Source organism: Myxococcus virescens (genome assembly GCF_900101905.1).
Lineage (GTDB): Bacteria > Myxococcota > Myxococcia > Myxococcales > Myxococcaceae > Myxococcus > Myxococcus virescens.
Window position 1 is genome coordinate 823,682 of sequence record NZ_FNAJ01000002.1, and the last position, 26,051, is coordinate 849,732.

Here is a 26,051-nt window from a genome sequence, read left to right on the forward strand (position 1 = left end):
AACTACAGCGCGCCGATGATGGCGTCGGTGAACTCGCGGGTGGTGGCCTTGCCACCGAGGTCGCCAGTGCGGACTTCGCCCGAGCCGTACACCTTCCAGATGGCGTTCTCCATGCGGCGCGCCGCCTCGCCCAGCTCCAGGTGGTCCAGCATCATCACCGCGGACATCATCAGGGCGGTGGGGTTCGCGATGCCCTTGCCCGCGATGTCCGGGGCGGTGCCGTGCACGGCCTCGAAGACGGCGGTGCGCTCGCCGATGTTGGCGCCCGGCACCACGCCCAGGCCGCCGACCAGGCCCGCGCACAGGTCGCTGAGCACGTCGCCGTAGAAGTTCTCCGCCACCAGCACGTCGAAGCGCGTCGGGTCCTTCACGAGCTGCATGGCGAGGTTGTCGATGATGACTTCCTCGTAGGTGATGTCCGGGAACTCACGGCCCACCTTGCGGCAGCAGTCCAGGAAGAGGCCGTCCGACAGCTTCATGATGTTCGCCTTGTGCACGGCGGTGACCTTCTTGCGGCCGTGCTTGCGGGCGTACTCAAAGGCGAAGCGGGCAATCCGCGTGGAGGCCTTCTCGGTGATGATCTTCAGCGACTCCACCACGCCCGGGACGATGATGTGCTCCAGGCCGGCGTAGAGACTCTCCGTGTTCTCACGCACCACGACGAGGTCCACATTCTCGTAGCGCGTCTTCACGTTCGGTACGCTCTTCACGGGCCGCAGCGACGAGTACAGGTCCAGCCGCTTGCGCAGGCCCACGTTGGCCGACGGGAGGCCACCGCCCACCACCGTGCCCGTGGGGCCCTTGAGCGCGATGCCGCTGCGCAGCACCGCCTCCACCGTCTCGTGAGGCAGGTTGGTGCCGTACTTGGCCACCACCTCCGTGCCTGCGTCCTTGTACTCGAAATCAAGGGGGACCTTGAGCGCCTCGAGGACGCGAACGGTGGCCGCCATGACTTCGGGGCCAATGCCATCGCCATTGATGATCGTGACAGTTCGTGTGGTCGCCATGGGTGCGGAGTCACAGCACAATTTCCCTGGTGTCGAAAGGACGAAAACGCCCGGAATTCAGCCGCAGGCATGGCGGCCATGAGGTAGGCGCACCCTGGTGGGTCACCTGGCCGGTTTCCGGGCGGGAGGGCATCCGCTCCGAGTGTCAGTGCTCGGACGTGGAAGACGGCCGCGGGCGGCGGGTGGGTTTGCGCCGGGTGCGGATGGCGTAGGGCCGGTAGAAGGCCTCCCACAGGGCCGCCCGGCGTCCCCGGGGCCGGGTCCGCAGCTCGCCCAGGGGCGCCCGGATGAAGAAGGACGACAGGAACAGGTAGGACGCGGTCAGCGTGAGCAGCAGCAGGATGGCCGTCACGGCCTCGCCGGGAATCCAGGCCACCCCCGCCCGCGCCAGGAACTCGTCGAGGTCCACGGGGGGCTTCGGGTGGCTGTAGACCTTCACGAACCACGTCATCATCAGGACCATCAAGATGGGCCCGTAGGCGCGGTTGAGCCGGGTGGAGATGGCGGAGAAGAGGGAAAGCTGGATTTGGGGCCGTTCCAGCTCCAGGGCCAGCTCGCGCAGGGCGTCTGGGTCCACCGGCTCGTGCCGGAGCATGGGGGCCCACCAGCCGTCCTCCAGCAGGCGCACCCGGCGGTTCCACAAGTCGTAGTAGCGGTAGCGCCGCGCCTCGATGAGGAGGAACGACACCACCATCCAGATTCCCACCAGGAAGGTGACGTGTGAGCTCTGCGTCGACGCGAAGCCGAAGGAGATGACCGCCGCCGTCGTCGTGATTGCCCAGTTGGTGGTGGTGTCCAGGCGCGTGCGCCAGGTATCGGAGCGGCTCAGCTCCCCCCGGAACAGCTGGGCCATGGCCTGCTGGGAGAGCCAGGGCGACTCCAGCACATCGTTTTTGTCACGTTCACGCACGGGCATCCTTCGCCGGAAGGTGGGCTGGGCAGTGGGCGTTTGCAACGCAGGCGGGGTGGGGATGGCAGGCAGGCGGGCGGGCGCACGGGTGGCCATGGCGGGCGCGCGTGTGCAGCTTGCTGACTTGAACGTGCCCGACGTGAATCCCATACAGGCCCTGTCCCACCTCCTTCAGGAGGAGCGCGAGCGCCTGGCACGCCTGTGGGCCAAGCGCCTGCGCGCGGAGACATACGACGTGGAGGTCCCCGGCAGGGACCTGCGCGCCCCGCTGCGCCGGTTGCTGGACGAACTGGCCCGCCTGCTCAGGGACCGGCCCGACGACGTCGTCCGGCTCTGGCCGGAGGTGGTCCGCCCGCACGGCGCCTTCCGCTACACCCAGAACTTCGACCCCGAGGACCTGACGCGTGAGTTCAAGTCCCTGGAAGAGGTGATGCTCCACGTCTACGCGCGCCGCAACGGTGGCTTCATCGAGCCCCAGGTGGCGGAGCTCGTGGCGGAGCTGGTGTGGGAGGCGGACGCCGCGGCCCAGGCGTCCTATGCGCGCATCCTGAAGACGGAGGAGGTGCGCTTTCGTGAAGCGGCGGTGATGGAGTCGGTGCTCAACCAAGTGGACGTGGGCATCATGCTGGCGGAGGTGGACGGCACCGTCTCCTTCGCCACGCCGCCGGTGAGCCGCCTCATGGGGGTGCCCATGCGCGCGGTGGTGGGGGGGCGGGCGGCGAACACCATCAATCCCGTGCTGACGCAGGTGAACGCGCGCCACCTCACGGGTGAGCCCTTCAGGCTGGCCGACATGCCCTTCCTGCGGGCACTCAAGGAGAAGGGGCCCGTGCGTGGGGTGATGATGGTGGTGGAGCGCCCCGGCGGCGACACCGCGACGCTGGAGCTGAGCGCCACGCCCGTCTGGGAAGAGGAGGGCGAGCTGGCCGGCGCCATCCAGACCTTCACCGACCGAACGGAAGCGGTGAACAAGACGAAGGCACTCCAGAGCGCGCACGGGGAACTGCGCAGGCTCCAGGGCCGCCTGCTCCAGCGCACCCGCCAGCAGGCGCTGGGACAGCTCGCCAGCGGCGCGGCGCATGCGCTCAACAACTTCCTCAACGTGCTGCGGCTGCGAATCACCCTGCTGCAACGCGAGTTCAAGCCCGAGCACCTGGAGGCGCTCGACAAGACGGTGCAGCAGATTGGCGAGCTGGTGGCCCGGCTCCAGGAGTTCAACATCCAGCGCACCCAGGAGCAGCCCACCGACGTCCCCGTGGACCAGACGGTGCGCGAGGCGCTGGAGCTGGCGCGCGGCGAGCTGGAGCAGCGCGAGCACCCGGTGTACGTCGACCTGGACCTGGGCGACGCCGGCAACGTGCGCGCGGATACGGGCTTCTTCCGCGAGCTGGTGGTGAACCTCTTGCTCGTCTCGAGAGACCGGATGGAGACCGGCGGCCGGCTGCATGTCTCCACGCGCACAGATGGCTCCTCGTGGCTGGTGCTGCGCATCGAGGACGAGGGCACGCCCTACGCGCCCGATGAGCTGGCGCGGCTGTTCGACCCGCTGCGCCGGGACGCGAGCGCGCCGCAGTTGTCCCTGTTCCTGGCGGTGGCGCGGGCACAGGTGGAGCGCTGGGGCGGCGAGCTGACGGCGGAGGTTCCGGCCTCGGGCACGGGCACGGCCTTCGTGGTGCGTCTGCCCCGCGTGCATGAAGGCGCCGTGTCCACCGCGCCACGTCCGGAGCCGTCGCGCGCGGAGCTGATGCGGCCGACGGGGCCCCGGCGCTTCCAGCAGACGCGCAGCGTGCTGGTGGTGGATGACGACCTCGACAACGCGCGGATGATGGCGGAGGTGCTGGGCGAGGAAGGCTACGAGGTCCAGGTGGCCCACAGCCCCGCGGTGGCGCTGGGGATGTGGGACCGGCGCCGCTACGACGCCGCGCTGCTGGACGCGGTGATGCCGGAGATGAGCGGCTGGGAGCTGGCGCGCGAGCTGCGCAAGAAGACCCCTCAGGCGCTGCTGGCCATCGTCACCGGCATGGACGTGCGTGGACAGAACCGCGCCAACCTCGCGCTGGTGGACGCCGTGTTCCGCAAGCCCATCGACGTGGGCGCGCTGGATGACTTCCTAGGACAGTCCGATACCGCCGCCGCTTCCGAGAACGGTGCGTCGACCTCGGGTTCCGCGCCCCCCGCCTGAGCGCAGCGGACTGGACGACGTGGTGCCTCCGTCGGACCGGTAGCTCGCGGCGTTACAGTTTTCACTCAAAGTGTTGCGGCGCGGGTCACACCGCGAAGCCCGTTCCGCCGGGATGGGCCCGTGTCCGAGGGGAGCGGGTGCTTCCCCAGTGCAATCTCCTTGTCTGGATAGAACTGCGAGTGTGGCTCGTCGCTTGCTCCAGGTCCGCGGGCCCGCCGGTGCCCGCGGTCCTGATTCGGGCGTCCACCCCCGGTGGTTGCCACCCCCCACGAGGTGCTGCGTGAGATTCAATCTGAGAGGCCTGTTGCTGGCCGGAATGATGCTGGCCGGCGGCGGTGCCATGGCGGAAGAGAGCGCGGTCTGCGAAGGCCGTACGTCACAACCTCCCCTGCAGCGGGATGCCCAGGGGCGCGTGAAGGTGGGCGAGGACGTCGTCGCCACCTTCAAGTCACGTCAGCCCAGTGCGCGGCCGGAGGGCGTTCGCGCCAAGGCCGAGCTGGCCTGGACGGACCGCGTCAGCAGCCCGGGTGCCACGTACATCGCGCCGCACTTCAGCCAGTTCGCGCTCGCGTCGGGGGACTACGTCATCGTCCGCGCGCCGGACGGCTCGCGTGAGTACCGCTACGAGGGCTTCGGAAAGGGCGAGGGCAACGCGCCGGTGAGGGGCGGCTTCTGGAGTGGTCACATCTCCGGTGACGTCGCCATCGTCGAGCTGTGGAGCACGGGCGGCCAAGCGAAGTCCGGCTACACCATCGACCGGTTCGCTCGCGGCTTCGCCAACCTGGCGGCGCTGGGCGAGGAGCTGGACAACAAGGCCCTCTGCGGTCCGGACGACTCGCGCAACGCGCGCTGCTACCAGACGTCGGACCCGCGTCAGTACAAGCACTCGCGCGCGGTGGCCCGTCTGCTCATCAACGGCAGCGGGGCCTGCACGGGCTGGCTCGTGGGCAACCAGGGCCACGTGATGACCAACGAGCACTGCATCGCCAACACCTCGGACGCGCTCAACACCGACTTCGAGTTCATGGCCGAGGGCGGCGCCTGTACCTCCGCTTGCAACAGCTGGTTCGGCTGTCCGGGCACGGTGGTGGCCACGAGCTCCACGCTCATCGCCGTGGACGCGCCCCGGGACTACGCCCTGGTGCGGCTGCCCACCAACCCCACGGCCACCTACGGCTACCTCCAACTTCGCAACACCACCGCGTTCGTGGATGAGCGCATCTACATTCCCCAGCACCCCGCCGCCTGGGGCAAGCACATCGCCCGCAACTCCACGCACGCGTCGGACGCCTCGGGCTTCGCGGAAATCTTCGCACTCAACCGGCCCGCGTGCTCGCCGGGTGGCCCGCTGGACATCGGCTACTACGCGGACACCCAGGGTGGCTCGTCCGGCTCTCCCGTCATCGCCAACTCCGACCACCGCGTCGTCGCGCTGCACCACTGCGCCAACTGCCCCAACCGTGGCGTGCCCATCACCTCCATCATTTCCCACCTGGGCTCACTGTTGCCTCAGTGCGCGCTGCGCAGCGCCACCTGCCCGGACCCGTATGACGTCTGGATGCGCGACACCTGGTCCGACACCGGCCTGGAGCCGGACCCCGCCACCGCGGGCCAGGACATGTGGGCCAGCCCGTACATCTGGATTCGCCGCAACCCGGACGGCGTCGCCAACCCGCACGTCCACCAGAACCCTGAGCTGGGCGCGACGAACTACGCCTACGTGAAGCTGCACGGCGGGCCCCGTCCGGGCGCCTCGGGCGCCTCAAGCTGTACTACGCCAACGCCTCCACCGGTTTGGCCTGGCCCACGGACTGGACGCAGTTCGGTGACGTCGCCGTCAACGGCTTCACGCCCGACACGCACATCGTCCAGGCGCCGTGGAGCAGCCTGCCCGGCGAGGGCCACTACTGCCTGGTGGCGCGCTGGGAGTCCGCATCCGACCCCATGTCGTTCACCGAGACGACGGACATCGACACCAACGTCCGTCAGAACAACAACATCATCTGGCGCAACGTGAACATCGTGGACCTGGAGTCCGGCAGCGAGGAGGTCCACTTCATCGTGCGCAACGTGCACGAGGGAATCCGCGCGCTGCGGCTGGCGGTGCGGGTGCCGGAAACGGACCGGCAGCGGCCCTTCCCGGTGAATGGCGGCCGTGTCGTCGTGCGTCTGCCGGACGCGCTGTTCAAGCGCTGGGTGGAGGCGGGCGGCAAGGCCGAGGGCATGAAGATGCTGAGCGAGGGCGAGTTCGAGGTCGTGTCTCCGGAAGGGGGCGTGTTCCACGAGCTGCCGCTAGGCTTCCGCGAGGAGCACCAGCTGCGGATGTTCTTCGAGCGCTCGGCGGACGCCACGCCGGAGCCCTACCACCTGGAGGTCGTGCAGTTCGACCAGGACAAGCCTGACCGTGAGAGCCTGGGCGGCATCGGCTACGACATCTACACCCACGGCGAGCCGAAGCCGAAGCAGTAGCCGTCGCTTCGCCTGACGCGGCTTCGCTCGCGTGCCGTCCTGGCGCGGGCGGAGCCGTGACGTGTTTGCATCCGTCCGTCGCCGTGCTTTGTCTGGTCTCCGGCGCGGCGCTTCCCGCCGCGTCCTTTCCCGGAGGCAGTGCGTGCGGGTGGATGACCTTTGCCTGGTGCTGGTGTCCTCGCTGTTGCGGGAGGACCGTGCCCGGTGGCCTCAGCGGCTCGAGGCGCTGGAAGAGGAACTGGGCGAGTCCTGGGCGCTGCGGCGGCTCAAGGTGCCGAGAGCGTACTCCCTGGGGGTGCGGCTCCTGGATGGGCGTGAGCTCCCGCTCGCCGCGTGGCTCGACTCGTTCAAGGAAGGTGGGGGGCGCTCCGTTCGCGTGGTGGACCTCGGCGCGTCCTCGTCCGAGGCGCTGCCCGCGCACATCGCCGCCGCGTTCGCCAACTCGGGAGGCGTGGTGCTGGAGGTGACCTCGGGTGGGGCGTCCTCGCTCTTCCTCCTGCGAATGCACTCCAGCCGCCCGCACCTGCTCACCGCGCGGCAACTCGTGGACTTCGCTCGTGCGCAGTCGCACGCGGACCGCGTCTTCGAGGCCTGGGCGGCGTCCATCTCCGAGAACAACCAGCTCAACGACCGGCCCGCGGTGCCGGCCTCGGAGGTGCCGGACTACCTGGCCTCGCCGGACGGGTTCGTGCACTACGACTTGCGCGGCGGTGACCTGGTGGAGGAACTCCAGGCCACCCTTCGCCGTCACGGCGCGGACGTGACGATTCCAGACGCGCTCCGAGCCTGCTTCTACACCAGCGACCCGGACGCACTGTTTCGCGAGATGCTGTCTCCCGAGCAGCAGGCGGAATTCGTCCCGTCGGAGGAGCAGCTCCTCCTCACCGACACCACCACGCCCCAGCAGTTCGCGGACCTGGTGGCCGCGCAGCCCTTCGCCGCGGATGCCTGGACGCGCATCGCCCGGGACCAGAACTCGTTCCTGGCGGAGGGGGAGCCGCCCGTGACGCCGGAGGGTTTCGAGGCCCGGCTCCGGACGATGGCGCCGGATGGGCTCCAGTCGATGCTGACCGGCAACCTGATGATGGCGTTGCAGCAGGCGGCCCGGGCCCATGGCGCGGAGTTGGTCATCCCCGAGCCCTTGCGCGGATGCATCCGGCCTGTGTTCTCTCAGGAAGAGGACACGGGGCGGATTCCGGGCAAGGAGTTGCTGCGCCTGCAGTCCAATCCCGACGTGTACCAGATGTACCTGTTCCACGAACTGGCGGCCGGGCCCGCGCCCGTGTCCGAGAGGCCGTCCTGGGACGAGGCGCGGCGTGGCTTCACGAAGGCACTGCGGGAGGCAGTTGCCTTCTCGGCCGCGCAGGGCTCGAACTTCGCGGATGCGTTCAAGCTGGCGCTCTTCGCGCTCGAAGGGCAGGCGCCGCGCTACGACGAACTGTCACCGGAGCGGGTGCCGGATTACCTGGAGGCGGTGAAGGCCGCGGGCTTCGACGGGCGGCCGGTGCAGGTCTTCGAGGACAGGCTGGGCTCGTTGGGACTGTTCCAGTCGCTGGGGATGTCCGAGGAGAAGCTGCGTGGACTGCTCGCCTACCTGCTGTCGGATGTATTTGGCGGCATGGGCTCGTGGAACGACCAGTACTTCGAGACGCCCGAGGCGCAGCAGCAATACGATGCGGTGTCAGCGCGGCTGTTCGGCGAGCGGAGTGCGTTCTTCGTGGCCACGCTCAACACGCGCTGAGGCGGAAGGTGTGATGGTGGGCACGGCAGCCGGGCCCTGGCTGCCTGTCCCTCCCTTGTGGCGCTGGGTGGCGGTGTCCACCTCTGAGGGAGGAGGAGACACCACCATGTCACGCAAGACGATGGACTGCCGGAAGGCGCCCAGTGACACCCACTGCACGCTGACGATTTCGGGCGAGGAGGACGAGGTATTCCAGGCGGCCATCGCGCACGCGGTCTCCGCGCACGGCCACGAGGACTCCGGTGAGCTGCGCGAGATGATTCGCGGCATGCTCGAGGACGAGGCACCCGAGGCCAGCATGGGCCGGCCCATGTCGATGCAGGAGCCGCAGCAGCCGAGCAGGCACTGAGGGACGCGCCTGTCAGCGCGTGGGCAGCTCGCGGAACGAGACTCCGTCCAGTTCCAGGCGGCGCACCGTTTCCATGAACCGCTCGGTGCCGACAATCATCGTGGCGAAGTTGCCCACCCGGAACAGGTCCACGTCCACTGGGAGCGAGGCCGCGTCGAGGATGGGCTCGTCGGGTCGACGGAACCCGAGGCGCCCGCAGGTGGCGCACCGAGGGGGCAGGTCAGGAGGCATGCAGTCCGCGTGCAGTTGGCCACGCGGGTCGAGCTGAAGCTCCAGGAACTCGGGGGCGTCCTTCTGCCGGAATCGCAGCGCTGTTCGCGCGCCGAGCAGCCCGCGGAGGCCTTCCTCCCGAAGTCGCTCCAGTTCTTCGTGGCGAATCAGCAGCAGACTGCTGCCCAGCCATGCGAAGGAACCGAACCGCCCGGAGGCGGTTCCCACCAACGGGCCGAACGTCGTCCCCGGAGGAAGCAGAGCACCTGGCGGTGCCAGGGGCCGTACCAACTCCCGGAGCCGTGAGAACTCGGTGAATGGCTCAGGCCTGGCTTTCAAGAAGGCGCTCTGCTCGGGCAGAACGGACAAATCAACGGCGGGATACTGGTGTCCTGAACTGGCCCAGGTTTCACCGCAGCCCGGGCATCCCGCGAGGCCGGGCAGCCCCCACTTGTGCGCGGCGTTGAGGCTGCCGTTGGTGTGGGCTTGCACCGTCGAGTCTTCGCGCAGCCAGAAGAAACGCGTCATTCGTCCTCATGCTCCAGGGCGAGAATAGTAGGGCTGGATGGGACCGCCCATGAGCTCAAAGCGGTGAATCAGCTCCCCTGCGTGTCTGAAAATCTCGGTGGGAGTCGCACCCTCGTTCGCGTCTTTGAACTCACGCCAGGCCCTGTTCCACTCGCCGCCGCGTTCGCCGCCTCGGTGAATCCGCTGATGGACGTGGCGTGGAATGGGCATCGTGTAGTCGTGGATTTTCACTCCCTGCCGTTCGAACCAGCGGGCGAGGTCCTCTGCCTGCGGGAAGATGTGGTGTTTCTCCCAGCGCCCAGGCGTGAGTCGAGATGGCGCTGAGAAGAATCGCTCAGGGCCGCCCTTCCAGTTGGGGAACACCATGACGGCGCCCCGAGGCAGGTGCTGTCCTCCGCCCCAATGCCTCCGGGGGCCTCTGCCGGGAGCCGCGGCCGCCACGGGCGGGCGAGCCGGTGGGAAGCGCGCGAGCTCCACCGCGCCGTCCACGTCCTGACACCGGTAGAAGCCACAAGCGTCTCCCATGCACAAGAGCGAGACGCACTGGTCCTCATCTGGCGTGGCGCACGCCTCCTCGGCGCCGTTCCATGCTTGCTGAGTGGGCACCTGCGGAGCCGACGCGCAGCCTGCCCACGGTGCCGTGAGCAGCAGTAGCCAGAGTGACAGGAGTGTTCGCATGGTTGGGGGAACCTATCGTCCAGCGCCGAGATGGTCGTTAGAGTCCCGCCAGTGAGTGCCCCCCTGGACCTGGAGCGCGTCCGCCGCAAGGTGGAGGCGGGTGAGATTCTGAGCGACGCGGAGCTGGCCCTGCTCCGTGCCGAGGCGCAGCGTGGCACCGGCTCCGCCTTGCGCCTGGCCCTGGCGCACGCCCTCATCAACGCGGGCGCTGAACGTGAGGCGTTGCCCCTGCTGGAGAGCCTGCGGCGGGATTTCCCACGCGACCTGCCTGTGCGGCTGGGACTGGCGCGGGCCCTGCTCGGACTGGAGCGCCACGGCGACGCGGAGCGGCTGCTGACCGAGGTCCTGGCCCAATCGCCAGGAGACCCGGAGGTGCTCAAGGTGCTCGCGGTGCTGGGCCTGCGGCGCGGTGAAGCGGACAAGGCGCGTGCCTATGTCGCGGATGCGCTGGCTCGCGACCCCTTCGACGCCGAGGCGCGGCTGCTGAAGGAGGAGCTGGAGTCCGTGGACCTGCCGCCTCCGTCCGTTCCCCAGGAGCAGGTGCTGCGCCCGGAGTTCACCGCCGCGCTCACCGCCGCGCTGGGCCGCGCCCGGGTGGCGTTCCGACGGCAGGGGAAGGACCTGCTCGTGAAGCTCGCCACGGGCGGTGTCGGACGCGTGGACGTGGGCTCGCTGTACGCGGCCTATCAGGAGTCCCCGGGCACGCAGGGGCTCACTGCCTACGCGGATGCGCTGGCGGCGCGGCTCGGCGGGTTGTCCTCCGGCCTGAGCGCGGAGGTCGCGGCGTTGGAAGCGCGGCTGCGTCCGGTGCTGCGCCCAGCGGACTTCGCGGCGCGCGCCGTGGGCGCCTTGCACCGGCCCGGTCCCGCGGGTCTGGAAGTCTTCTACGTGCTGGAGGACGCGGAGTTCGTGCGCTACCTGCCCGAAGCCGCACTGGCCCCCGCGGGACTCACGCCGGAGTCGGCGGACGCGGCGGCGTGGCGCAACCTCGCCTCGCGTCTGGCTCCGGTGCGGCCCGTGCTCGTCGACCAGGGGGAAGTCCGGTTGGCGGAGGCCTTCTCCGGACTCTGGGCCGTCGCGGAGGGGGACGGCCACGACGCCGCGCGGCTGCTCCTGCCTCCGCAGCGCAAGGCGCTGGCCCTGCTCGCCGGAGAGGGCCCCCTGCGCGTGGCCCTCGGACGGCGGGAGCTGGTGCTGGTCTGCCGCGAGTCGGATGCCGCCGCGTGCGAGGCGCTGGCGCGACTCGTGCCCTCGCCAGATGGAATCCCGGGCACCTTCCGCCTGACGGAAGAGGGCCTGTCCGCGGTGTGAGGCGGTTTCAGCCCGCCGTGCCCGCGGGCAGCTGGTCCACGAACAGCACCTCGCGGTAGCCCAGCGTGAGCAGCAGCGCCCGCAGTGAACGCTCCGCGGACTCCCGCGCCCGCCGCTGGAGTTTCCCGTTCGAGCGGACCTCCTGCTCGAAGGCGAGGCGGGCCTTCTCCAGCAACTGCGCCGTCTGCTCGCTGTCCAGGTTGGAGTCGATGACCTCCGTCTCCCCGGGACGCAGCTCCACCTTCACCTCCATGGGTGGCAGCACCACGTAGACGCGCGTGCCCGTCACCTGGAGATGAGAGCGGTCGAAGCGCTGGAAGTCGAAGCCCAGGTGCGCGTTCGCGAAGACGATGGCGCGGCCATGCGGATTCTGGAGCGCGTAACGCGCCCAGTTCAGCACGTCCTTCCAGAGCGCATCCGTGGCCTGGGGCTCCGGCGTGAAGGTCACCTTCTTGTAGAGCGCGACCTCCAGCGTCTCCAGCCGGGCCACGTCCCGCATCTGCTGCACGACGGACGGCGTGTCCGGCAGCGATGGCGATGCGGGCTTCATCAGCAGCCAGGCCCCCAGCGCGCCGAGCGCGGCGCCCAGGACGACGGTGAGGACTCGCGAGAGGTGCGCCATGGGCCCCAGTGTACCTCCTCGGGCAGGCGCTTCCGGCGAGCTCATAGCGAAGGCGCCAGCAGGACGACCGAGTAACCCACGGCCGTCCGTGCTCCAGGATTCTCGTACGAGTGCTTCTGGTCCCCCCGGAAGACGACCACGTCCCCGGGCTGGAGGTGGAAGCGCTCCCCACTGGCGACGAGCACCAGCTCCCCCGACTCACATGCCAGGTACTCCCGGGTGCCGGGGGTGTGCGGAACGCCGGTGATGCGCACCTGCGGCGGCAGCTCCACGCGGTCGAACTCCATGCCAGGCAGCGGGTCCGGCAGCAGCTTGCGCAGCATGCCGCCCCCACGCGTCCGGACGGGCAGGATGGCGCGCGGGTAGTGCCGGGCACTGGCGCGGGGCTTCGCAATCAGCTCCTCCAGCGACACCTGGAGCGCGGCGGCCACGCGGTGCAGCACGGACAGCGTCGGGTTGGCCGCGCCGGACTCCAGATGGGCCCAGGTGGCGCGCGGCACGCCCGCCAGCCGGGACAGCTGCGCCTGTGTGGCGCCTCGCGTCTCGCGCAGGGAACGGATGTTGCGGGCCAGTCTGCCGGGCAGGTCATCGTCGTTCATGGATTGGCAATCTGCCAAGCCCTTGGCCCACATGCCAACGCAATGGCGAGCGGCGTGTATCTCCCGTCGCAAGGAGAACGCACGAATGAATCGCATCGACAAGAGCATCCTGATTACGGGCGCGAGCCGGGGACTGGGGCTGGCGCTGATGAATGGCTTGGCTCGCCGGGGCGCGCGGGTGGTGGGCGTGGCGCGTCATGCCGCGGAGATGGAGGCCGTCGCGGAGGCGCTGCGCTGGGAGGGGCTGGAGGCGCACGCGCTGGCCTACGACGTGGGGGACAAGGAGGCCATCTACCCGATGGTGGGCGCGGCCACCGCGCTGGTGGGCCCGCTGGACGTGCTGGTCCACAACGCGAGCACGCTGGGGCCCACACCGCTGCCGCTGCTGCTGGACACCGCCTGCGAGGACCTGCAGCGCGTGCTGGAGGTCAACGTGGTGGGCCCCTTCCGCCTCACCAAGGCGGTGGCCGGGAACATGGCGGTGCGAGGCAAGGGGCTGGTCATGCACATCACCTCGGATGCGGCGGTGTCCGCCTATCCCCGCTGGGGCGCATACGGCGTGTCCAAGGCCGCGCTGGAGCACCTGGGGCGCGTCTGGGCCGCGGAGCTGGAGGGCACGGGCGTGCGCTTCGTCTCGGTGGACCCCGGGGAGATGGACACGCGGATGTACCGCGACGCGGTGCCGGATGGGGACTACTCGCAGTTGAGCCGCCCGGAGGCGGTGGCGGCCCGGCTCGTGGAGTGGATGGTGTGGCAGTCGGAGTCTGTGCCCTCGGGCGCCCGCCTGGAGGCAGCGAAGCTGGAGGCCGCATGAAGCCCGCGCGCTGGCCCGCGGACCACCCCGATGAGGGACGCCTGCTGCATGTGGAGCCGCGCGCCCGCCGCTATCGCGACACCCGCGTGGCGGACCTCCCGTCGCTGCTGCGCGCCGGGGACCTGCTGGTGGTGAACGACGCCGCCACGCTGCCCGCGTCGCTGGTGGGGCGAACGGAGTCCGGAGAGCGAATCGAGCTGCGCCTGCTGTCACGCGAGCCGGACGGAACCTGGACAGGGGTGCTCTTCGGCGCGGGGGACTGGCGACGGCGCACGGAGGACCGGCCACCACCGCCGGTGCTGGCCGTGGGCGCGGGGCTCGTGGTGGGAGGCCTGAAGGCGCGGGTGGTGGCGGTGCTGCCACCGTCTCCCCGATTGTTGCGGGTGGCCTTCGACGAGACGGGGGCGGCGCTCTGGTCCGGGCTCTACCGGAGCGGGCGTCCGGTGCAGTACGCGTACATGGAGGCGCCGCTGTCGCTGTGGCATGTGCAGACGGCGTATGGCGCGCGGCCCTGGTCCGTGGAGGCGCCCTCCGCGGGGCTGCCCCTCTCCTGGAGCGTGCTGCTGACGCTGCGCAAGCAGGGCGTGCGGCTGGCCTCGCTCACCCACGCGGCGGGGCTGTCCTCCACGGGAGACTCGACGCTGGACGCGGCGTTGCCTCGGCCCGAGCGTTCCGACATTCCCGCCGCCACGGTGGAGGCCATCCTGCACACGCGCGCTTCCGGCGGGCGGGTGGTGGCGGTGGGCACCACCGTGGTGCGGGCCCTGGAGGGCCGCGCGGCGCGGCACGGCGGCTGGCTGGTGGCAGGGGAGGAGGTGACGGACCTGCTGCTGGGGCCGGGCTTCGTCCCCCGGCTGGTGCACGGGCTGCTCACCGGCGTGCACGAGCCGGGGAGCAGCCACCATGCGTTGCTCCAGGCCTTCGCGCCGTTGCCGCTGCTCCAGGAGGTGGCCGCGCACGCGGAGGCGCGCGGCTACCTGGGGCACGAGTTCGGAGACTCGTGCCTGCTGCTGGACGCGTGAGCGGTGTGGGCCTCGGGGCCCTACTGGAGCTGCGTGGGCTCCAGCTCCACCTTCACCCAGCCGGGCTTGCGCACGTCGAAGTTGCGATACGCGTCAATGGCGCTGCCCATGGGCTCCACGTGGGACAGGATGGCCGTGGGGTCCACCACGCCAGTGCGCACCAGCTCCAGCAGCTTGGGGATGTACTTGCGGTGGTTGCAGTTGCCCATCTTCATCGTGAGGTTCTTGTTCATCGCCATGCCGATGGGGAATGTGCGCACCTGCGCCGGGTAGACGCCGATGATGGACAGGGTGCCGGCCTTGGCCAGTCCCTCCACGGCCCACATCAGGGCCTGCGCGGGCGCGTCGCCGGGCACCCAGTTGTCACCCTTGGGATTCGTTTTCGGGGCGGCTTCCTTCACCTCGCGCTTGAACTCGGCCTTCTCCTGGTGGGCCTTCTTCGCCGCGGGGCCGTGGTGGGGATGCATGGCGTCCACGCCCACCGCGTCGATGGCGCGGTCCACGCCAATGCCGTTGGTGAGGCGCTTGAGCGTCTCGAGCGGGTCTTCCTCCTCGAAGTTGATGACCTCGGCGCCCTGGGCCCGCGCCAGGTCCAGCCGGTCCTCGTGGCAGTCGATGGCGAAGACACGGCCGGCGCCCAGCAGCTTCGCGCTGACGATGGCGAAGAGGCCCACGGGACCGCAGCCGAACACCGCCACGGTGTCCCCGGGTTTGATTTCCGCCAGCTCCGCGCCCATGTAGCCGGTGGGGAAGATGTCGGAGATGAGGATGGCCTGCTCGTCGCTGACGCCCTCGGGAATGCGCACCAGACCCACGTTCGCGAAGGGCACCCGCACCTTCTCCGCCTGCATGCCGTGGAAGGGCCCCGTCTCCTGGGGACCGCCGAAGAAGGCCGTGCCCGCGCTGGGGCCGTTGGGGTTGGCGTCGTTGCACTGCGCGTGGTACCCGGCGCGGCAGTACGAGCAGTTGCCACAGGCGATGGTGGACGGGATGACCACCCGGTCGCCGATGTTGAGGTTGCGGACGTCATCGCCCAGCGCCTCGATGACGCCCACGCCTTCGTGGCCCAGGATGGTGCCCGGCTTCATGCCCGGCATGGTGCCGCGAATCATGTGGAGGTCCGTGCCGCAGATGGCGCTCGCCGTCAGGCGGACGATGGCATCCGTCGGCTTCTCGATTCGCGGCTCCTCCACGTCGTCGAGCCGGATGTCCCCAATCCCATGGAAAACGACAGCCTTCATTGCGCGCGCTCCTGCCCCCTCGGGGCCCCAAGACGAAAAGGGCCTGCGCGGACGCAGACCCGCGTGACTTGGAGCCTGGGCATCGCCCCGAATGAGGGCAAAGCGAGCGCCGCCCCCTCTTCTGCCCGGCGGACGGGGGAGCGGGGGCTAGCGGCCGTTGGAGGCGTGGTGGACGTGGAAGGTGAGCCGCTTGCCGAAGACGCGGCGGAAGTTCACGACCTCGCGGTCCGCGTTCCACAGCTCCAGGTCCACGGGGTGCCGGGTGTGCAGGTGCAGCGCCACACCATCGCGGCCGTTGGTGGCCTTGAAGTCCTTGATGGGCTGGTGGTGGCTGACGTCCAGGGCGTTGGCCACGCGCAGCAAGGTGGCCAGCTTGCGCACCGTCCGCGCCTCGGCTGGGTTGAGGCCCGCCATGCCGGCGTGGGTCAGCTCCGGCGGGCTGCGCCGGTGGTAGCGGGCGACGCGGGCCACCAGCTCGCGCTCGCGGTCGGCGAGGCCCGGCAGGTCGGCGTGGCGGATGAGGTAGTACGTGTGCTTGTGGTGCCGCTCGTAGCTGACGGCGTGGCCCACGTCGTGGAGGAGGGCGGCGACCTCCAGGTGGGAGCGCACCGACAGCGGCAACTGGTGCAGGGCGGCCAGGTTGTCGAACAGGGTGAGTGCCAGCCGGGCGACCTGTCGGGCATGCTTCTCGTCGAAGTAGAAGCGCTTGCCCAGAGCGAGGGCGGCGTCCGCGAGGCTGTGGTCCTGGCGGTGCTCATCCTGCCGGTAGAGCAGGTCCACGAGGATGCCGTCGCGCAGGCCGCGGTTGACGACGCTGACGGACTCGACGCCCAGGTGCCTGGCCACGCCCTCCAGGATGACAGCGCCGGAGACGATGATGTCCGCGCGGCGCGGGTCGAAGCGCTTGCGGCGGCGCTCGGGAGGCATCTGCGCCAGGGTGTCCACTGTCTGCGTGAGCTGCCGGACGGTGGCGTTGCCGCTGTTCTCCGCGGCGGCGAAGGACACCACGGCGTTGATGGTGCCGGACGAGCCGAGCGCCACGCGGGGGACGTTGGGCACCGTGGGGGGCAGCGTCTTTTGCAGCACGTCCGAGACGAAGCTGCGCATGAGGCGCAGCTGCCGGGGCGGCACGGTGCGCGAGGCGTCGAAGACCTCGGTGAGGCGCACGGAGCCCAGCGCGAGGCTCCAGAGGTTGTCGGGCTTCTCGCCCATGGCGGTGGCGATTTCGGTGCTGCCGCCGCCGATGTCGATGAGGAGCGAGCGCGTGTGGGACGGCTTGCGGTGGAGCACGCCCAGGCAGATGAGGCGGGCCTCTTCCTTTCCGCTGACGACCTCCAGGTTGAGGCTGGCCTCCTCGCGCACGCGGCGGACGATGTCGGCGCTGTTCTTGGCCTCACGCATGGCGCTGGTGGCCACGGCGCGCACCTGGGCCTTGTGGCGGCGGCAGAGGGCGGCGTAGCGGCGCAGGGTGGCCAGCAGGCGCTCGGCCGTCTCCTCCGGCATGGAACCGGTGGCGAAGACGCCCTCTCCCGGGCGGATGGCGTCGCGTTCCTGGTGCAGGGTTTCGAGCGCGCCGTCGGCGTCTGGCCGCGCCAGCTCCAGACGGACGGCGTTGGTGCCCACGTCAATGGCGGCGAGTACGGGCGGAGTGGGGCGAGAAGGCATGGGTGGTTCTCGCCGGAGTCTACGGGGCTCCGGTGGTAATCGCAGCGGGAACCGCACCGGCAGGTTGGCCCCTCGCTTCAGCGCGTGACAGCCCTGTATCAGTTGCTCAGTCGAGGAAGCGGCGTTCCCAGCGGCGCTGCGCTTCCGCCCCAAATCCGAGCAGGTGCTCCTCGCGATACATCCAAGGCTCCAGCGCACGGGCCAGTTCGCGATAGGCGGGGAGCCTGTCGCCCTGGTCCATATCCCCGGCTTCTGGCCGTTCCCCGAGCGTGACGACGGCACGACCGTCATCCAGGGCCTGCACCGTGGTCCCCGCCGCGCTCAGGCGAGTCTGGAGGCCCATGGCGCCGTTCAGTTCGTCCAGCACGGGCTGGCCCAGGAAGGTGAGCCAGGAAGGTCCTCGGAGTCGCGTGCCCAGCTTCCAGGAGAGCCCTCCCACGTCGATGATGTCGAGCCCCGGGTAACGGAAGCGCCACGCATCGGTTTGCTGCTCGACGCCCACGAGGTCGAGTTCCCCGTTGAAGGAGAGGCCCGCATGTCCGGAGCAGAAGGGGAGCGGCCGTGCCAGGTCGAGTGCGAGTTCGCGAATGCGTTGGGGGCCCCAGTCCTCCAGGCGTTCAGTGGGCAACCAGAATCCCAGCGCGGTGACAGCGCCTGGGGCTTCGGTGGCGGCGGTCTGGAGGTCCTTCCCGTGATACTCGAACGCGTGAATCGATTCCTCGTGGGGACCGCTCTGGAGCCGGACCACGGCCCAGTCATCGGCCTGAAGGTCGCTCCGGACGTGCTGCCAGCCCGACGCATCCAGCGGGTGCCAGTCCCCTTCTGAATCGGCATATCTGCCAAAGACGTCAGCGCCGACCGCCTCCCGAAAGGTCTCCAGGGCACGCAGGACATGCTGCGCCACGGCGGCATGCGGCCGATGCATGTAGAAGCAGATATTCAGTCCTTCCCGAAGTACGAGGTGCCCATTGCGGGCATGGACGCGAAGGCGAGGGTAGTGCTCGGTCATGGCAGGACTCCCCACCGGGGAATGATGCGGAAGGCTCGCGCACCCACCGCCAGTTCGTACATGAACTTCTGCGTTCGGCCCGCGTGTGGATGTCCTCTGGGGTAGACCCTCCACTTCGATGGGTCATCGCCCAGGCAGGGGAACTTGAAGTCGTACACGACGAGTGCCTGATGGGGGCTTCCCGCGTGAATGACGACATCGGGGATGAGCGAACCCTTCAGTTCGCTGCCGCGGCCCTGCTGCACGAGCGCCTGTACCGCTTTGTCGCTGAGTGTTTCCCAGGTCTGGGTTCGCGGATCGCGATGGTATCTCGGCTCCACGCTGAACCCTCCTGGGCGTTGCTTGCTCAGTTCCCGCCGGGCGCAGTCGAGCGCCATCCGGTGCATTTCGATTCCCAGCTTCATGGCCCAGGTGACGGGCTGGCCTTGGGCATCTCTGCCGACCTCCTCTCTGCATTCCTCCGAGGTAGGATTCCGGCCACCGAAGCGTTCGACCAGGATGGTCGAGCGGGCGTCCTCGGCACAACGCGCGAGGGCCTCTTCAATGGCATCCCGCTCCTCCGCCTTCAGCAGTCGCAGCGCCGCGTCGCCCGCGGTGCCAATGGAGGCCGCCACCCGCAGGGCCCGGGTGCCAGGGAGGACGGCCTCCTCGCCCGCCATTCGCGCGCACACCGCCGGATTCTGCCGGCACGCGCTGGTCGCTGAGTCGAAGCCGTAGCGCTCCGGCCGCGCCGCGCAACCGGCGACCAGGCCACTGACCACCAGCGCCATCCACGGACGTCGCGGCATGTCCCCTCCCGTGCAGGGCCATGGGGGCCGCGCACACACGGGGGACACGCTACCGCTTCCGCCGCCGGCCCATGAAGCTGGCGAAGCGCTCCGCGAGGCGGGCGACGGCCAGCCCCACGATGTCCAGCAGCCACTGCTGGAGCCCGGAGCGCGCGCAGTCCTCCAGGTACACCCGCCGCGAGCCGCGCAGGTGCTTGTCGAACCACCGCTGCGCCTGCGCCGCCACGCCGGGCTCCTCCACCTCCACCAGCGTCTCCAGATTCACCAGCGACAGCGGGTCCAGATTGAAGCTGCCCACCAGCAGCTTCCTTCCGTCCACCAGCGCCGCCTTCGCGTGCAGCGTGGAGTCGGTCCACTCGTGGATGCTCACCCCGGCGCGCAGGAAGTCGCGGTACAGCCGCATGGTCGCCGCGCGCGCGAACACCACGTCGCTGCGCCCGGCCAGCATCAGCCGCACCGCCACGCCTCGCCGCGAGGCGCGCTTGAGCGCCCGCATGAAGCCCTTGTCCGGCAGGAAGTACGCGTGCGCCAGCACCACCTCGTGCTCCGCGCCGTCAATCGCCTGGAGGTACCGCTTGCGCAGCCGGTGCCCACCCGCGAAGCCGGACAGGAACAGCCGCACCGCGCCCGACTCCAGCGCGGAGGCCCCCGCGTGCAGCGTGGCCCCCAGCTGGCGGCAGATGTCACCTCGCAGCTCCAGCGCCAGGTCGGCCCAGCCGGGCTGATCCCCATTCGCCGCGTACGCGTCCCCGATGTTGATGCCTCCCAGGAACGCCACCGAGTCATCGACGAGGAGAATCTTCCGGTGGTTGCGCCAGGAGCGGCCGGTGCACAGCGAGGTGAGCGGGTTGTACACGCGCACCTTCGCCCCCGCGGCCTCCAGCGTCTGCGTGAGGTGCCGGCTGGCGCCAATGCTGCCCCAGCCGTCCACCACCACCTTCACCGCGACGCCCCGGTGCGCCGCGGCCACCAGCGCTTCGAGGAACCTCGCGCCAATGCCATCCCGCTCGAAGGTGTAGACCTCCAGGTGCACCCGCACCTGCGCGGAGGCGATGGCCTCCAGCATCCGCGGGTACGCCTCCGTCCCGCCGTCGAGCAGGGTGAAGCGCTCCTCACGGACCTCGTTGAGGGGAACGCGGACGCCAGGAGCGGTCAACGGCGGCGGTGAGGCTTCGGCGCGCATGAGCGCCTTCCACCCTACCGTTCCCAGCGTCTCGACGGGACAGCCTCACCGTGACATGGGGGCCGTCCCGCCGCGAGCCGTCATCGCCCGTCGTGCTTCCGCGCGCCCTTGCCCTTGCCCTTGTGCTTGCACTCGGTGCCGTCCCAGTACTGGCTCGGGTGGCAGTGCTTGCTGCTCCGCTTGGACTTCTTCGACTTGGGCGGACGCGAGTCGTAGTGGTGATGGTGGAAGCAGCCACTGAAGGTGAAGAGCGCGAGAACGGGGAGGAGGAGACGGGCTTTCATCGTGCGGGGCCAGGACATGAATGCTCGGACCCGGCCCGGCGGCGCGCGGCCACATTCCCCCCATCGACGCTGTGCGATTGCTTCGATAGCCTGCGCGCCGTGCCCCCTGCTGCGAAGCCCGTTCGTCATCGGAAGATTGGTGCCTACCGCGTACTCGGAGAGCTGGGACGTGGTGGCATGGCCCTGGTGTACCGAGGCCTGCACGAGATGCTGCAGCGCGAAGTCGCCATCAAGGAGCTGCTCCCGGATGGCCAGCGCGACAGGGAGACGTTGTCGCGTTTCCGGCGCGAGGCGCTCGCGCTCGCGGCCTTCCGTCACCAGAACATCGTGACGCTCTACGACATGGTGGAGAAGGGTGAGAGCCTCTTCATGGTGATGGAGCTGGTGGACGGGCCCACCCTCCACACGCTCATCAAGGAAGGCCCGCTGCCAGCGGACGTCACCGGCGTCATCGCCGCGCGCATCGCCAGCGCGCTGGACCACGCGCACTTCCGCCACATCATCCACCGCGACCTCAAGCCCGCCAACGTCATGCTCACCAAGTCCGGTGAGGTGAAGCTGATGGACTTCGGCATCGCCAAGGACGTGGGCATGGAGGCGCTCACCCAGCAGGGCATGGCGGTGGGAACGCCGTCGTACATGTCCCCGGAGCAGGTGACGGGCGTGCCGGTGGATGGCCGCACCGACATCTTCTCGCTCGGCGTGCTGCTCTACGAAGCCCTCTCCGGCGCGCGCCCCTTCCACGGCAAGACGGCGGGCGAGGTCTTCGCGAAGATTCGCGACGGCAAGTACACGCCGCTCTCCAAGGTGGCGCCCAACGTCCCCGCGCCGCTGGTGCGCATCATCCAGCGCGCCATGGAGGTGAAGCCGGAGGACCGCTTCCCGGACGCCGCCGCCATGCGCCGTGAACTGGACGTCTTCCTCGCGCAGGAGGTGCAGGTGTCCCACGCGGCGCTGCTGGTGGCCTTCCTGCGCCACCGTCAGAAGCTGACGGAGACGGAGGCCCAGCAGCTCATGCGGCCGCACGAGCTGGACGCCGCGGTGGAGGTGTTCGACACGGGGCGCTCCCGCCAGGGCGGGAAGCTGCGGTGGGCTCTGGCCGCCGCCATCGCGTTGATGACGGCGGCGGGCACCGGGCTCTACTTCACCCAGGCCCAGTGGGCGCCGCTGGTGGAGCAGCTCGCCCGCTGAGGCCGGCGGGTGGCTCAGGCCTGCTGCTTGGACTTGTCGTGCGTGACGGTGACGATGGTGCCGATGCCGCCGCGCACGAAGAAGTCGCCCACCACGGTGAGCTTGCGCGGCTGGATGGCCTTGATGATGTCGTCCGCGATGGTGTTGGTGACCTTCTCGTGGAAGGCCCCCTCATTGCGGTACGCCCACATGTAGAGCTTGAGGCTCTTCAGCTCGATGCAGCTCTGGTCCGGCACGTAGCTGATCTTGAAACGTGCGAAGTCCGGCTGACCGGTGAGCGGGCAGAGACAGGTGAACTCCGGGACGTCGAACACGATTTCGTAGTCGCGATCGGCGGCGGGGTTGGGGAAGGTCTGAAGTTCCTTGGACGGCTGCGAGGGCATGGCGCTGTCGTCTACCACACCAACGCCGCGTGTCATCCCTCCCTTCGATGTCCGCCTGCCAACGCGCCTGGCGCCCAGCAGGGGGGAATCCTGGGGAGGGCCCGGTTGCCGCGTGGGCAGGGGCCCATAATCAAGGGGAGCCTCTTCCCCCTGCCCGAGCACATGCCGCTTCCCTCCGACGTCGAAGATGCATTCTCGTGCCTGCCGCTGGCGCTGGTTCGCGTCGGTCCGGACCTGCGCGTGCAGTGGTGCGAGGAAGGATTCGCCCACAAGACGGGCGTGGCGCTGCACGCCGGTGGCGACCTGCGGGACGCCCTGGAGCGCACCCGGAGTCTGGACGCCCTGGAGCGCGCCATCCGGGACGGTGCGTCCCACACCGGCCACGTCATCACCCGCGCGCTGCGTCAGGTCCGGGTGCAGGTGAAGCCCGCCTCGGCGGGCGAGGCAGCGGGCGTCTGGTTGGTGGTGGAGCCCTCGGGCGTGGACGACGAGGGGGCCTTCTCCCAGGCGGTGCAGGAGATTGCCCGTTCGGTGGGGGAGACGCTGGAGGTGGACAGCGTCTGCGCCGCCGCCGTGGTGGCCCTGGTCCGCTGCGCGCACGTGCGCCGCGCCGAGGTCTTCCTCTGCGAAGAGGAGGGCGGGAGCCTGCGCCGGGTGGCGGTGTCGGACCTGGCCGGCTCGGAGTCCCCCGAGGCGACCTTCGACTCTCAGTCGGACCCGTTCCGGCAGGCGCTGGCGCTGCGTCAGGCGCAGCTGGGCATCCAGCGGGGCTACGGGGATTCCATGGGCTCCATCTTCGCCGCGGTGCCGCTGTGCGCGCCGCGCCGGACGGTGGGCCTGCTGCTGCTCTACAAGGAACAGGGCACGTCCTTCTCCGTGCGGGAGCTGGACTTGTGGAGCGCCGCGGCGAACCAGCTGGCGGTGGCGGTGGAGAACGCGCGCCTGCTGCGCGAGGCCAAGGCGGCGCTCCAGGTGCGCGAGGAGTTCATCTCCATCGCCAGCCACGAGCTGAAGACGCCGCTCACGCCGCTGAAGCTGGGCCTCTTCACCATGGAGCGGCGCCTGTCGTCGGGCCAGCCGGTGGACCTGGCCACGGTGCTCAAGTCCAAGCGACAGGTGGACCGGCTGGTGGGGCTGGTGGATGACCTGCTGGACGCGTCGCGCCTGGACGCGGGAAGGCTGGCGCTGGACCTGGCGCCGCTGGAGGTGGGGCAACTGGTGGCGGAGGTGGTGGACCACTTCCGCGCGGCCTTCGAGCGGCCCTTCGCCGTGGAGGTGCCCCGCGAGCGCGTCTGGGTGCGCGGGGACCGGGACAGGCTGGAGCAGGTGCTGGTGAACCTGTTGGAGAACGCGCACAAGTACAGCGCGCCGGAAGAGCCCATCGCCGTGACGGTGGAGCGCTCCCAGGGCGAGGCGCGCATCCACGTCCAGGACCACGGCATCGGCATCCCAGGCGCGGACCAGTCGCAGGTGTTCCAGCGCTTCTATCGGGCGCGCAACGTGTCGCACCGCAACTTCGGCGGACTGGGGCTGGGCCTCTTCATCAGCCACTCCATCGCCCGGCTTCACGGCGGCGCGCTGTCGATGCGCAGCGCGGAAGGGAAGGGCAGCACCTTCTCGCTGAGCCTGCCCCGCATGGCGCCGCACGACGTGAGGCGGCTGCCCCACCGGCTGTTGCTGCTGGACGAGGACCAGACCCAGGAGGCCGCGGCGGAGCAGGTGCTGCTCTCCGAGGGCTTCGAGGTGCTGACGGCGCGCGACGGGGCCGAGGCGCTGCGGCGAGCCACGCACCTGCCGGTGGACCTCATCGTCCTGTCCACCAGCGCCACGCAGGGACAGACGAGCGTCTTCCTGGAGACCTTCGCCACGCTGCCTCGCGCGCGGCCGGTGCCCATCCTGCTGGCTGGGGACGAGCGCCCCTGGTGGGCGCATGAGGGCACGTCGTTGTGTACGCGGCCCTACCGGCCCGAGGACCTGGTGACTCGGGTGCGCAACGCGCTCTCCGTGGAGCGGCGGTCCACGGCCGAGGCGCCGCTGGACCTGCTCAGCTCCCGGACGTGAGCACGCGGAAGTCCACCGGGACGATTCCCGCCTGGGCCAGGAGCTCGCGCGCCTGGGGGTGGAGGAAGGTCTCCAGCTCGACCTCCCGCTGGGCCGCGTAGCCACTCTTCAGCGTTTCGGGCCGGTAGCCCGGGTGGCACATCAGCTCGATGACGCCGTCCTGGGGCAGGGCGGCGAGCTCCGAGGCGAAGCGCTCCAGCGTCCAGTATGCCTCCGCGCCCGCGTCCCCCACGAAGTGCGCGTTGGTGGCGACGCCCTGGGCCCGCAGCGTGCGCCGCATCTCCGCGTCGATGGAGCGCACCGGGACGCCCACGCTCCGCGCCGCCCGCGCCAGGCCCTCCAGGACCCCCGCGTGCAGGTGCAGGTGCTTGTGCACGTCCACGTGCGTGGCCGGCTGGCCCAGCAGGCCCGCGAGCCGTGCGAGCTGGGCGAAGGCCTCCGCCTCCACCACGTCCGCCGGCAGGCTGCCCGCGCGCGCCTCCACGAAGCCGCCGTCCTCGCCGAGCAGCTCGCGCGGGAAGCCGCTCCACACGGGTGTGCCCCGGGCGAGGTTGAGGTGCAGGCCGATGGAGAGTCCCCGGGCCTCGCGCGCGGCGGCCTCGGAGAAGGGCGTGTTCACCATGAAGGTGGCCGACGAGACGACGCCCTCGCGCATGGAGCGGAGGATGCCGCGCGTGACGGCCGGGTCGTAGCCCAGGTCGTCGGCGTTGATGATGAGGGCGCGTGACGGCATGGCGGGGTTCTCCTCGCGGTGGGCTCAGGGCCGGGGGCGTGTCTGGAAGAACTTCCACGCTTCCCGCGTGGCGTCCAGGTGGGGTGTGCCGCCGTGGTTGAAGTCCGTGAAGCCGGGCCAGGTGTGCTGGCCACCCTGCACCGTGCACAGGGACGCGGTGGCGGACTCCGGGCTGCACCCGGTGGCGGCGGTGCAGGTGCTGTCGCCCTGCTGGTATGTCTCCACGGTGGGGCCCGTGCAGCCGTTGCGCTCGGCCCAGCGGCGCACGGACTCCTCGGCGGACGGGTAGGTGCCGCCGAAGGGACCCAGGTTGCTGCCACCCTGGTAGCGGATGACCGGGTCGGCGGTGCCGTGCATGTGCAGCACCGGCACGGGGCGCGACGGGTTGCACGGCGTGGCGCCCTCCATGCCCGCCACGGGGGCGATGGCGGCGAAGCGGCTCGCGCGCTGGCAGGCCAGTTGGTACGAGAAGAAGCCGCCGTTGGAGAAGCCCGTGGCGAAGGTCCGGCGCGTGTCCACGCACACGCGCGTGTCCAGGTCCGCCAGCAGCGTGTCCACGAAGCCCACGTCATCGACCTTGGCCGTCCAGGCGGGGCCGCAGCACGCGCCCGCGTTCCACCCCCGGTAGGTGCCGTCAGTCCCCTGGTGATTGATTTCGGAAGCGCCGAGACCCCGGGGATACACGGCGAGGAAGCCCTCCGTGTCGGCCAGCGTGGACAGACGCATCAGCCCCTCCATCTCCACCTCGTTGGAGCCGAGGCCATGGAAGGCCACCACGGCGGCGGTGGGCCGGGTGGCGTCGTAGCCCGGGGGGACGTGGACGCGGTAGTGGCGGGTGCGCCCGTCGTGCTCCACCGTCCAGTCGTAGGTGCCGGGCCCTACCGTGAGGCCGGTGCAGGCCGTGCGCTCCGGCACCGTGGGCTCCTCACCCGTGGGAGGGACGATGCCGGCATCCTCCGTGGGCCGGCGGGAAGTGTCCGAGGACGAGCACGCCGTGGTACCAGCGAGCAGGACTCCGAGGGCGAGGCGAGTTCTGCGAAAGCGCATGGCCTCGAAGTTAATGGGCCGGAG

The 26,051-nt window shown here is 70.0% G+C and carries 25 protein-coding genes; 10 read left to right on the forward strand and 15 right to left on the reverse strand.

Annotated elements, in window-relative coordinates:
- Window positions 1–2 precede the first annotated feature (2 nt).
- Complete coding sequence (locus BLU09_RS10105; protein WP_090488644.1) at window positions 3–1,007, reverse strand: isocitrate dehydrogenase (NAD(+)); 1,005 nt, start codon at window positions 1,005–1,007, stop codon at window positions 3–5.
- 145 nt (window positions 1,008–1,152) lie between these two features.
- Window positions 1,153–1,923 (reverse strand): DUF2270 domain-containing protein, encoded by a 771-nt coding sequence (locus tag BLU09_RS10110; RefSeq protein WP_090488647.1) that lies wholly within the window; start codon window positions 1,921–1,923, stop codon window positions 1,153–1,155.
- A 13-nt stretch (window positions 1,924–1,936) separates the two neighbouring features.
- On the opposite strand from BLU09_RS10110, the gene BLU09_RS10115 reads away from it, so the two are divergent.
- The 5 genes from BLU09_RS10115 (at window position 1,937) to BLU09_RS10130 (ending at window position 8,658) form a co-directional block, all read left to right on the forward strand.
- Window positions 1,937–4,099 (forward strand): response regulator, encoded by a 2,163-nt coding sequence (locus BLU09_RS10115; protein WP_090488649.1) that lies wholly within the window; start codon window positions 1,937–1,939, stop codon window positions 4,097–4,099.
- A gap of 280 nt (window positions 4,100–4,379) precedes the next feature.
- Window positions 4,380–6,116: a trypsin-like serine peptidase gene (locus tag BLU09_RS10120; RefSeq protein WP_244171595.1), complete on the forward strand. Its 1,737-nt coding sequence runs from the start codon at window positions 4,380–4,382 to the stop codon at window positions 6,114–6,116.
- Window positions 6,044–6,568: a hypothetical protein gene (locus tag BLU09_RS39335; protein WP_244171596.1), complete on the forward strand. Its 525-nt coding sequence runs from the start codon at window positions 6,044–6,046 to the stop codon at window positions 6,566–6,568. Before BLU09_RS10120 ends, BLU09_RS39335 begins: the two co-directional genes overlap by 73 nt.
- A 148-nt stretch (window positions 6,569–6,716) precedes the next feature.
- Window positions 6,717–8,309: a hypothetical protein gene (locus tag BLU09_RS10125; RefSeq protein ID WP_244171597.1), complete on the forward strand. Its 1,593-nt coding sequence runs from the start codon at window positions 6,717–6,719 to the stop codon at window positions 8,307–8,309.
- Between the two features lie 106 nt (window positions 8,310–8,415).
- A complete protein-coding gene (locus BLU09_RS10130) occupies window positions 8,416–8,658 on the forward strand; it encodes a DUF1059 domain-containing protein (RefSeq protein ID WP_090488787.1) in 243 nt (80 codons plus the stop codon).
- A gap of 12 nt (window positions 8,659–8,670) precedes the next feature.
- Here the strand turns inward: BLU09_RS10130 and sitI6 are convergent, their stop codons facing one another.
- Together sitI6 and sitA6 are read right to left on the reverse strand one after the other, a co-directional pair.
- Complete coding sequence (gene sitI6, locus BLU09_RS10135; protein WP_090488653.1) at window positions 8,671–9,396, reverse strand: SitI6 family double-CXXCG motif immunity protein; 726 nt, start codon at window positions 9,394–9,396, stop codon at window positions 8,671–8,673.
- A 6-nt stretch (window positions 9,397–9,402) separates the two neighbouring features.
- Window positions 9,403–10,074, reverse strand: a complete 672-nt coding sequence (gene sitA6, locus BLU09_RS10140) for a SitA6 family polymorphic toxin lipoprotein (protein ID WP_090488655.1) — start codon at window positions 10,072–10,074, stop codon at window positions 9,403–9,405.
- A 30-nt stretch (window positions 10,075–10,104) separates the two neighbouring features.
- Between sitA6 and BLU09_RS10145 the strand changes: the two genes are divergently transcribed.
- The gene (locus BLU09_RS10145; protein ID WP_090488657.1) at window positions 10,105–11,385 is read left to right on the forward strand and encodes a tetratricopeptide repeat protein; all 1,281 of its coding nucleotides are present in this window, start codon (window positions 10,105–10,107) and stop codon (window positions 11,383–11,385) included.
- A gap of 7 nt (window positions 11,386–11,392) precedes the next feature.
- On the opposite strand, the gene BLU09_RS10150 is transcribed toward BLU09_RS10145, so the two are convergent.
- Together BLU09_RS10150 and BLU09_RS10155 are read right to left on the reverse strand one after the other, a co-directional pair.
- Complete coding sequence (locus BLU09_RS10150) at window positions 11,393–12,007, reverse strand: DUF4230 domain-containing protein (RefSeq protein ID WP_244171598.1); 615 nt, start codon at window positions 12,005–12,007, stop codon at window positions 11,393–11,395.
- A gap of 41 nt (window positions 12,008–12,048) precedes the next feature.
- The gene (locus BLU09_RS10155; RefSeq protein ID WP_090488661.1) at window positions 12,049–12,606 is read right to left on the reverse strand and encodes a helix-turn-helix domain-containing protein; all 558 of its coding nucleotides are present in this window, start codon (window positions 12,604–12,606) and stop codon (window positions 12,049–12,051) included.
- A gap of 85 nt (window positions 12,607–12,691) precedes the next feature.
- Here BLU09_RS10155 and BLU09_RS10160 point away from each other — a divergent pair, with 85 nt between their 5' ends.
- Entirely contained in the window at window positions 12,692–13,420 is a 729-nt protein-coding gene (locus BLU09_RS10160; protein ID WP_090488663.1) for an SDR family NAD(P)-dependent oxidoreductase, read from the forward strand.
- Window positions 13,417–14,442 carry an S-adenosylmethionine:tRNA ribosyltransferase-isomerase gene (locus BLU09_RS10165; RefSeq protein ID WP_186817740.1) on the forward strand — a complete coding sequence of 342 codons (1,026 nt, stop codon included), beginning with the start codon at window positions 13,417–13,419 and terminating at the stop codon, window positions 14,440–14,442. The genes BLU09_RS10160 and BLU09_RS10165 overlap by 4 nt, the downstream gene beginning before the upstream one ends.
- A 20-nt stretch (window positions 14,443–14,462) precedes the next feature.
- Here the strand turns inward: BLU09_RS10165 and BLU09_RS10170 are convergent, their stop codons facing one another.
- From BLU09_RS10170 to BLU09_RS10195, 6 genes are all read right to left on the reverse strand, one after another.
- Complete coding sequence (locus tag BLU09_RS10170) at window positions 14,463–15,683, reverse strand: zinc-dependent alcohol dehydrogenase (RefSeq protein WP_090488667.1); 1,221 nt, start codon at window positions 15,681–15,683, stop codon at window positions 14,463–14,465.
- Between the two features lie 147 nt (window positions 15,684–15,830).
- The gene (locus BLU09_RS10175; RefSeq protein WP_090488668.1) at window positions 15,831–17,348 is read right to left on the reverse strand and encodes a Ppx/GppA phosphatase family protein; all 1,518 of its coding nucleotides are present in this window, start codon (window positions 17,346–17,348) and stop codon (window positions 15,831–15,833) included.
- A 106-nt stretch (window positions 17,349–17,454) separates the two neighbouring features.
- On the reverse strand, window positions 17,455–18,357 hold the full coding sequence (locus BLU09_RS10180) for a type VI immunity family protein (protein WP_090488669.1): 903 nt from the start codon (window positions 18,355–18,357) through the stop codon (window positions 17,455–17,457).
- Complete coding sequence (locus BLU09_RS10185) at window positions 18,354–19,145, reverse strand: hypothetical protein (protein ID WP_244171599.1); 792 nt, start codon at window positions 19,143–19,145, stop codon at window positions 18,354–18,356. Before BLU09_RS10185 ends, BLU09_RS10180 begins: the two co-directional genes overlap by 4 nt.
- Window positions 19,146–19,194: 49 nt before the next feature.
- Window positions 19,195–20,328, reverse strand: a complete 1,134-nt coding sequence (locus BLU09_RS10190) for a phospholipase D-like domain-containing protein (RefSeq protein ID WP_090488673.1) — start codon at window positions 20,326–20,328, stop codon at window positions 19,195–19,197.
- Window positions 20,329–20,408: 80 nt separating this feature from the next.
- A complete protein-coding gene (locus BLU09_RS10195; RefSeq protein WP_225909537.1) occupies window positions 20,409–20,612 on the reverse strand; it encodes a hypothetical protein in 204 nt (67 codons plus the stop codon).
- Between the two features lie 177 nt (window positions 20,613–20,789).
- Between BLU09_RS10195 and BLU09_RS10200 the strand changes: the two genes are divergently transcribed.
- Complete coding sequence (locus BLU09_RS10200) at window positions 20,790–21,803, forward strand: serine/threonine-protein kinase (RefSeq protein WP_244171600.1); 1,014 nt, start codon at window positions 20,790–20,792, stop codon at window positions 21,801–21,803.
- A gap of 14 nt (window positions 21,804–21,817) precedes the next feature.
- Here BLU09_RS10200 and queF read toward each other — a convergent pair whose 3' ends face one another.
- Window positions 21,818–22,186, reverse strand: a complete 369-nt coding sequence (queF, locus tag BLU09_RS10205) for a preQ(1) synthase (protein WP_090488789.1) — start codon at window positions 22,184–22,186, stop codon at window positions 21,818–21,820.
- Window positions 22,187–22,348: 162 nt separating this feature from the next.
- Between queF and BLU09_RS10210 the strand changes: the two genes are divergently transcribed.
- Complete coding sequence (locus tag BLU09_RS10210; RefSeq protein WP_090488791.1) at window positions 22,349–24,247, forward strand: hybrid sensor histidine kinase/response regulator; 1,899 nt, start codon at window positions 22,349–22,351, stop codon at window positions 24,245–24,247.
- Here BLU09_RS10210 and BLU09_RS10215 read toward each other — a convergent pair.
- Both BLU09_RS10215 and BLU09_RS10220 read right to left on the reverse strand, forming a co-directional pair.
- Window positions 24,231–24,980 carry a carbohydrate deacetylase gene (locus BLU09_RS10215; RefSeq protein WP_090488677.1) on the reverse strand — a complete coding sequence of 250 codons (750 nt, stop codon included), beginning with the start codon at window positions 24,978–24,980 and terminating at the stop codon, window positions 24,231–24,233. The genes BLU09_RS10210 and BLU09_RS10215 overlap by 17 nt on opposite strands.
- Window positions 24,981–25,004: 24 nt before the next feature.
- Complete coding sequence (locus tag BLU09_RS10220) at window positions 25,005–26,027, reverse strand: extracellular catalytic domain type 1 short-chain-length polyhydroxyalkanoate depolymerase (protein ID WP_090488679.1); 1,023 nt, start codon at window positions 26,025–26,027, stop codon at window positions 25,005–25,007.
- Between the last annotated feature and the right edge of the window lie 24 nt (window positions 26,028–26,051).

What these genes read in the sequence shown, in the direction of transcription:
- BLU09_RS39335 (WP_244171596.1), top strand. Translation starts at nt 6,044, where the DNA reads ATGTCGTTCACCGAGACGACGGACATCGACACCAACGTCCGTCAGAAC.
- BLU09_RS10110 (WP_090488647.1), bottom strand. Translation starts at nt 1,923, where the DNA reads ATGCCCGTGCGTGAACGTGACAAAAACGATGTGCTGGAGTCGCCCTGG.
- BLU09_RS10180 (WP_090488669.1), bottom strand. Translation starts at nt 18,357, where the DNA reads ATGACCGAGCACTACCCTCGCCTTCGCGTCCATGCCCGCAATGGGCAC.
- BLU09_RS10105 (WP_090488644.1), bottom strand. Translation starts at nt 1,007, where the DNA reads ATGGCGACCACACGAACTGTCACGATCATCAATGGCGATGGCATTGGC.
- BLU09_RS10185 (WP_244171599.1), bottom strand. Translation starts at nt 19,145, where the DNA reads ATGCCGCGACGTCCGTGGATGGCGCTGGTGGTCAGTGGCCTGGTCGCC.
- BLU09_RS10175 (WP_090488668.1), bottom strand. Translation starts at nt 17,348, where the DNA reads ATGCCTTCTCGCCCCACTCCGCCCGTACTCGCCGCCATTGACGTGGGC.
- BLU09_RS10150 (WP_244171598.1), bottom strand. Translation starts at nt 12,007, where the DNA reads ATGGCGCACCTCTCGCGAGTCCTCACCGTCGTCCTGGGCGCCGCGCTC.
- BLU09_RS10160 (WP_090488663.1), top strand. Translation starts at nt 12,692, where the DNA reads ATGAATCGCATCGACAAGAGCATCCTGATTACGGGCGCGAGCCGGGGA.
- BLU09_RS10155 (WP_090488661.1), bottom strand. Translation starts at nt 12,606, where the DNA reads ATGAACGACGATGACCTGCCCGGCAGACTGGCCCGCAACATCCGTTCC.
- sitI6 (WP_090488653.1), bottom strand. Translation starts at nt 9,396, where the DNA reads ATGACGCGTTTCTTCTGGCTGCGCGAAGACTCGACGGTGCAAGCCCAC.
- sitA6 (WP_090488655.1), bottom strand. Translation starts at nt 10,074, where the DNA reads ATGCGAACACTCCTGTCACTCTGGCTACTGCTGCTCACGGCACCGTGG.
- BLU09_RS10130 (WP_090488787.1), top strand. Translation starts at nt 8,416, where the DNA reads ATGTCACGCAAGACGATGGACTGCCGGAAGGCGCCCAGTGACACCCAC.
- BLU09_RS10200 (WP_244171600.1), top strand. Translation starts at nt 20,790, where the DNA reads ATGGCCCTGGTGTACCGAGGCCTGCACGAGATGCTGCAGCGCGAAGTC.
- BLU09_RS10215 (WP_090488677.1), bottom strand. Translation starts at nt 24,980, where the DNA reads ATGCCGTCACGCGCCCTCATCATCAACGCCGACGACCTGGGCTACGAC.
- BLU09_RS10170 (WP_090488667.1), bottom strand. Translation starts at nt 15,683, where the DNA reads ATGAAGGCTGTCGTTTTCCATGGGATTGGGGACATCCGGCTCGACGAC.
- BLU09_RS10220 (WP_090488679.1), bottom strand. Translation starts at nt 26,027, where the DNA reads ATGCGCTTTCGCAGAACTCGCCTCGCCCTCGGAGTCCTGCTCGCTGGT.
- queF (WP_090488789.1), bottom strand. Translation starts at nt 22,186, where the DNA reads ATGCCCTCGCAGCCGTCCAAGGAACTTCAGACCTTCCCCAACCCCGCC.
- BLU09_RS10165 (WP_186817740.1), top strand. Translation starts at nt 13,417, where the DNA reads ATGAAGCCCGCGCGCTGGCCCGCGGACCACCCCGATGAGGGACGCCTG.
- BLU09_RS10195 (WP_225909537.1), bottom strand. Translation starts at nt 20,612, where the DNA reads ATGAAAGCCCGTCTCCTCCTCCCCGTTCTCGCGCTCTTCACCTTCAGT.
- BLU09_RS10145 (WP_090488657.1), top strand. Translation starts at nt 10,105, where the DNA reads ATGGTCGTTAGAGTCCCGCCAGTGAGTGCCCCCCTGGACCTGGAGCGC.
- BLU09_RS10190 (WP_090488673.1), bottom strand. Translation starts at nt 20,328, where the DNA reads ATGCGCGCCGAAGCCTCACCGCCGCCGTTGACCGCTCCTGGCGTCCGC.
- BLU09_RS10210 (WP_090488791.1), top strand. Translation starts at nt 22,349, where the DNA reads ATGCCGCTTCCCTCCGACGTCGAAGATGCATTCTCGTGCCTGCCGCTG.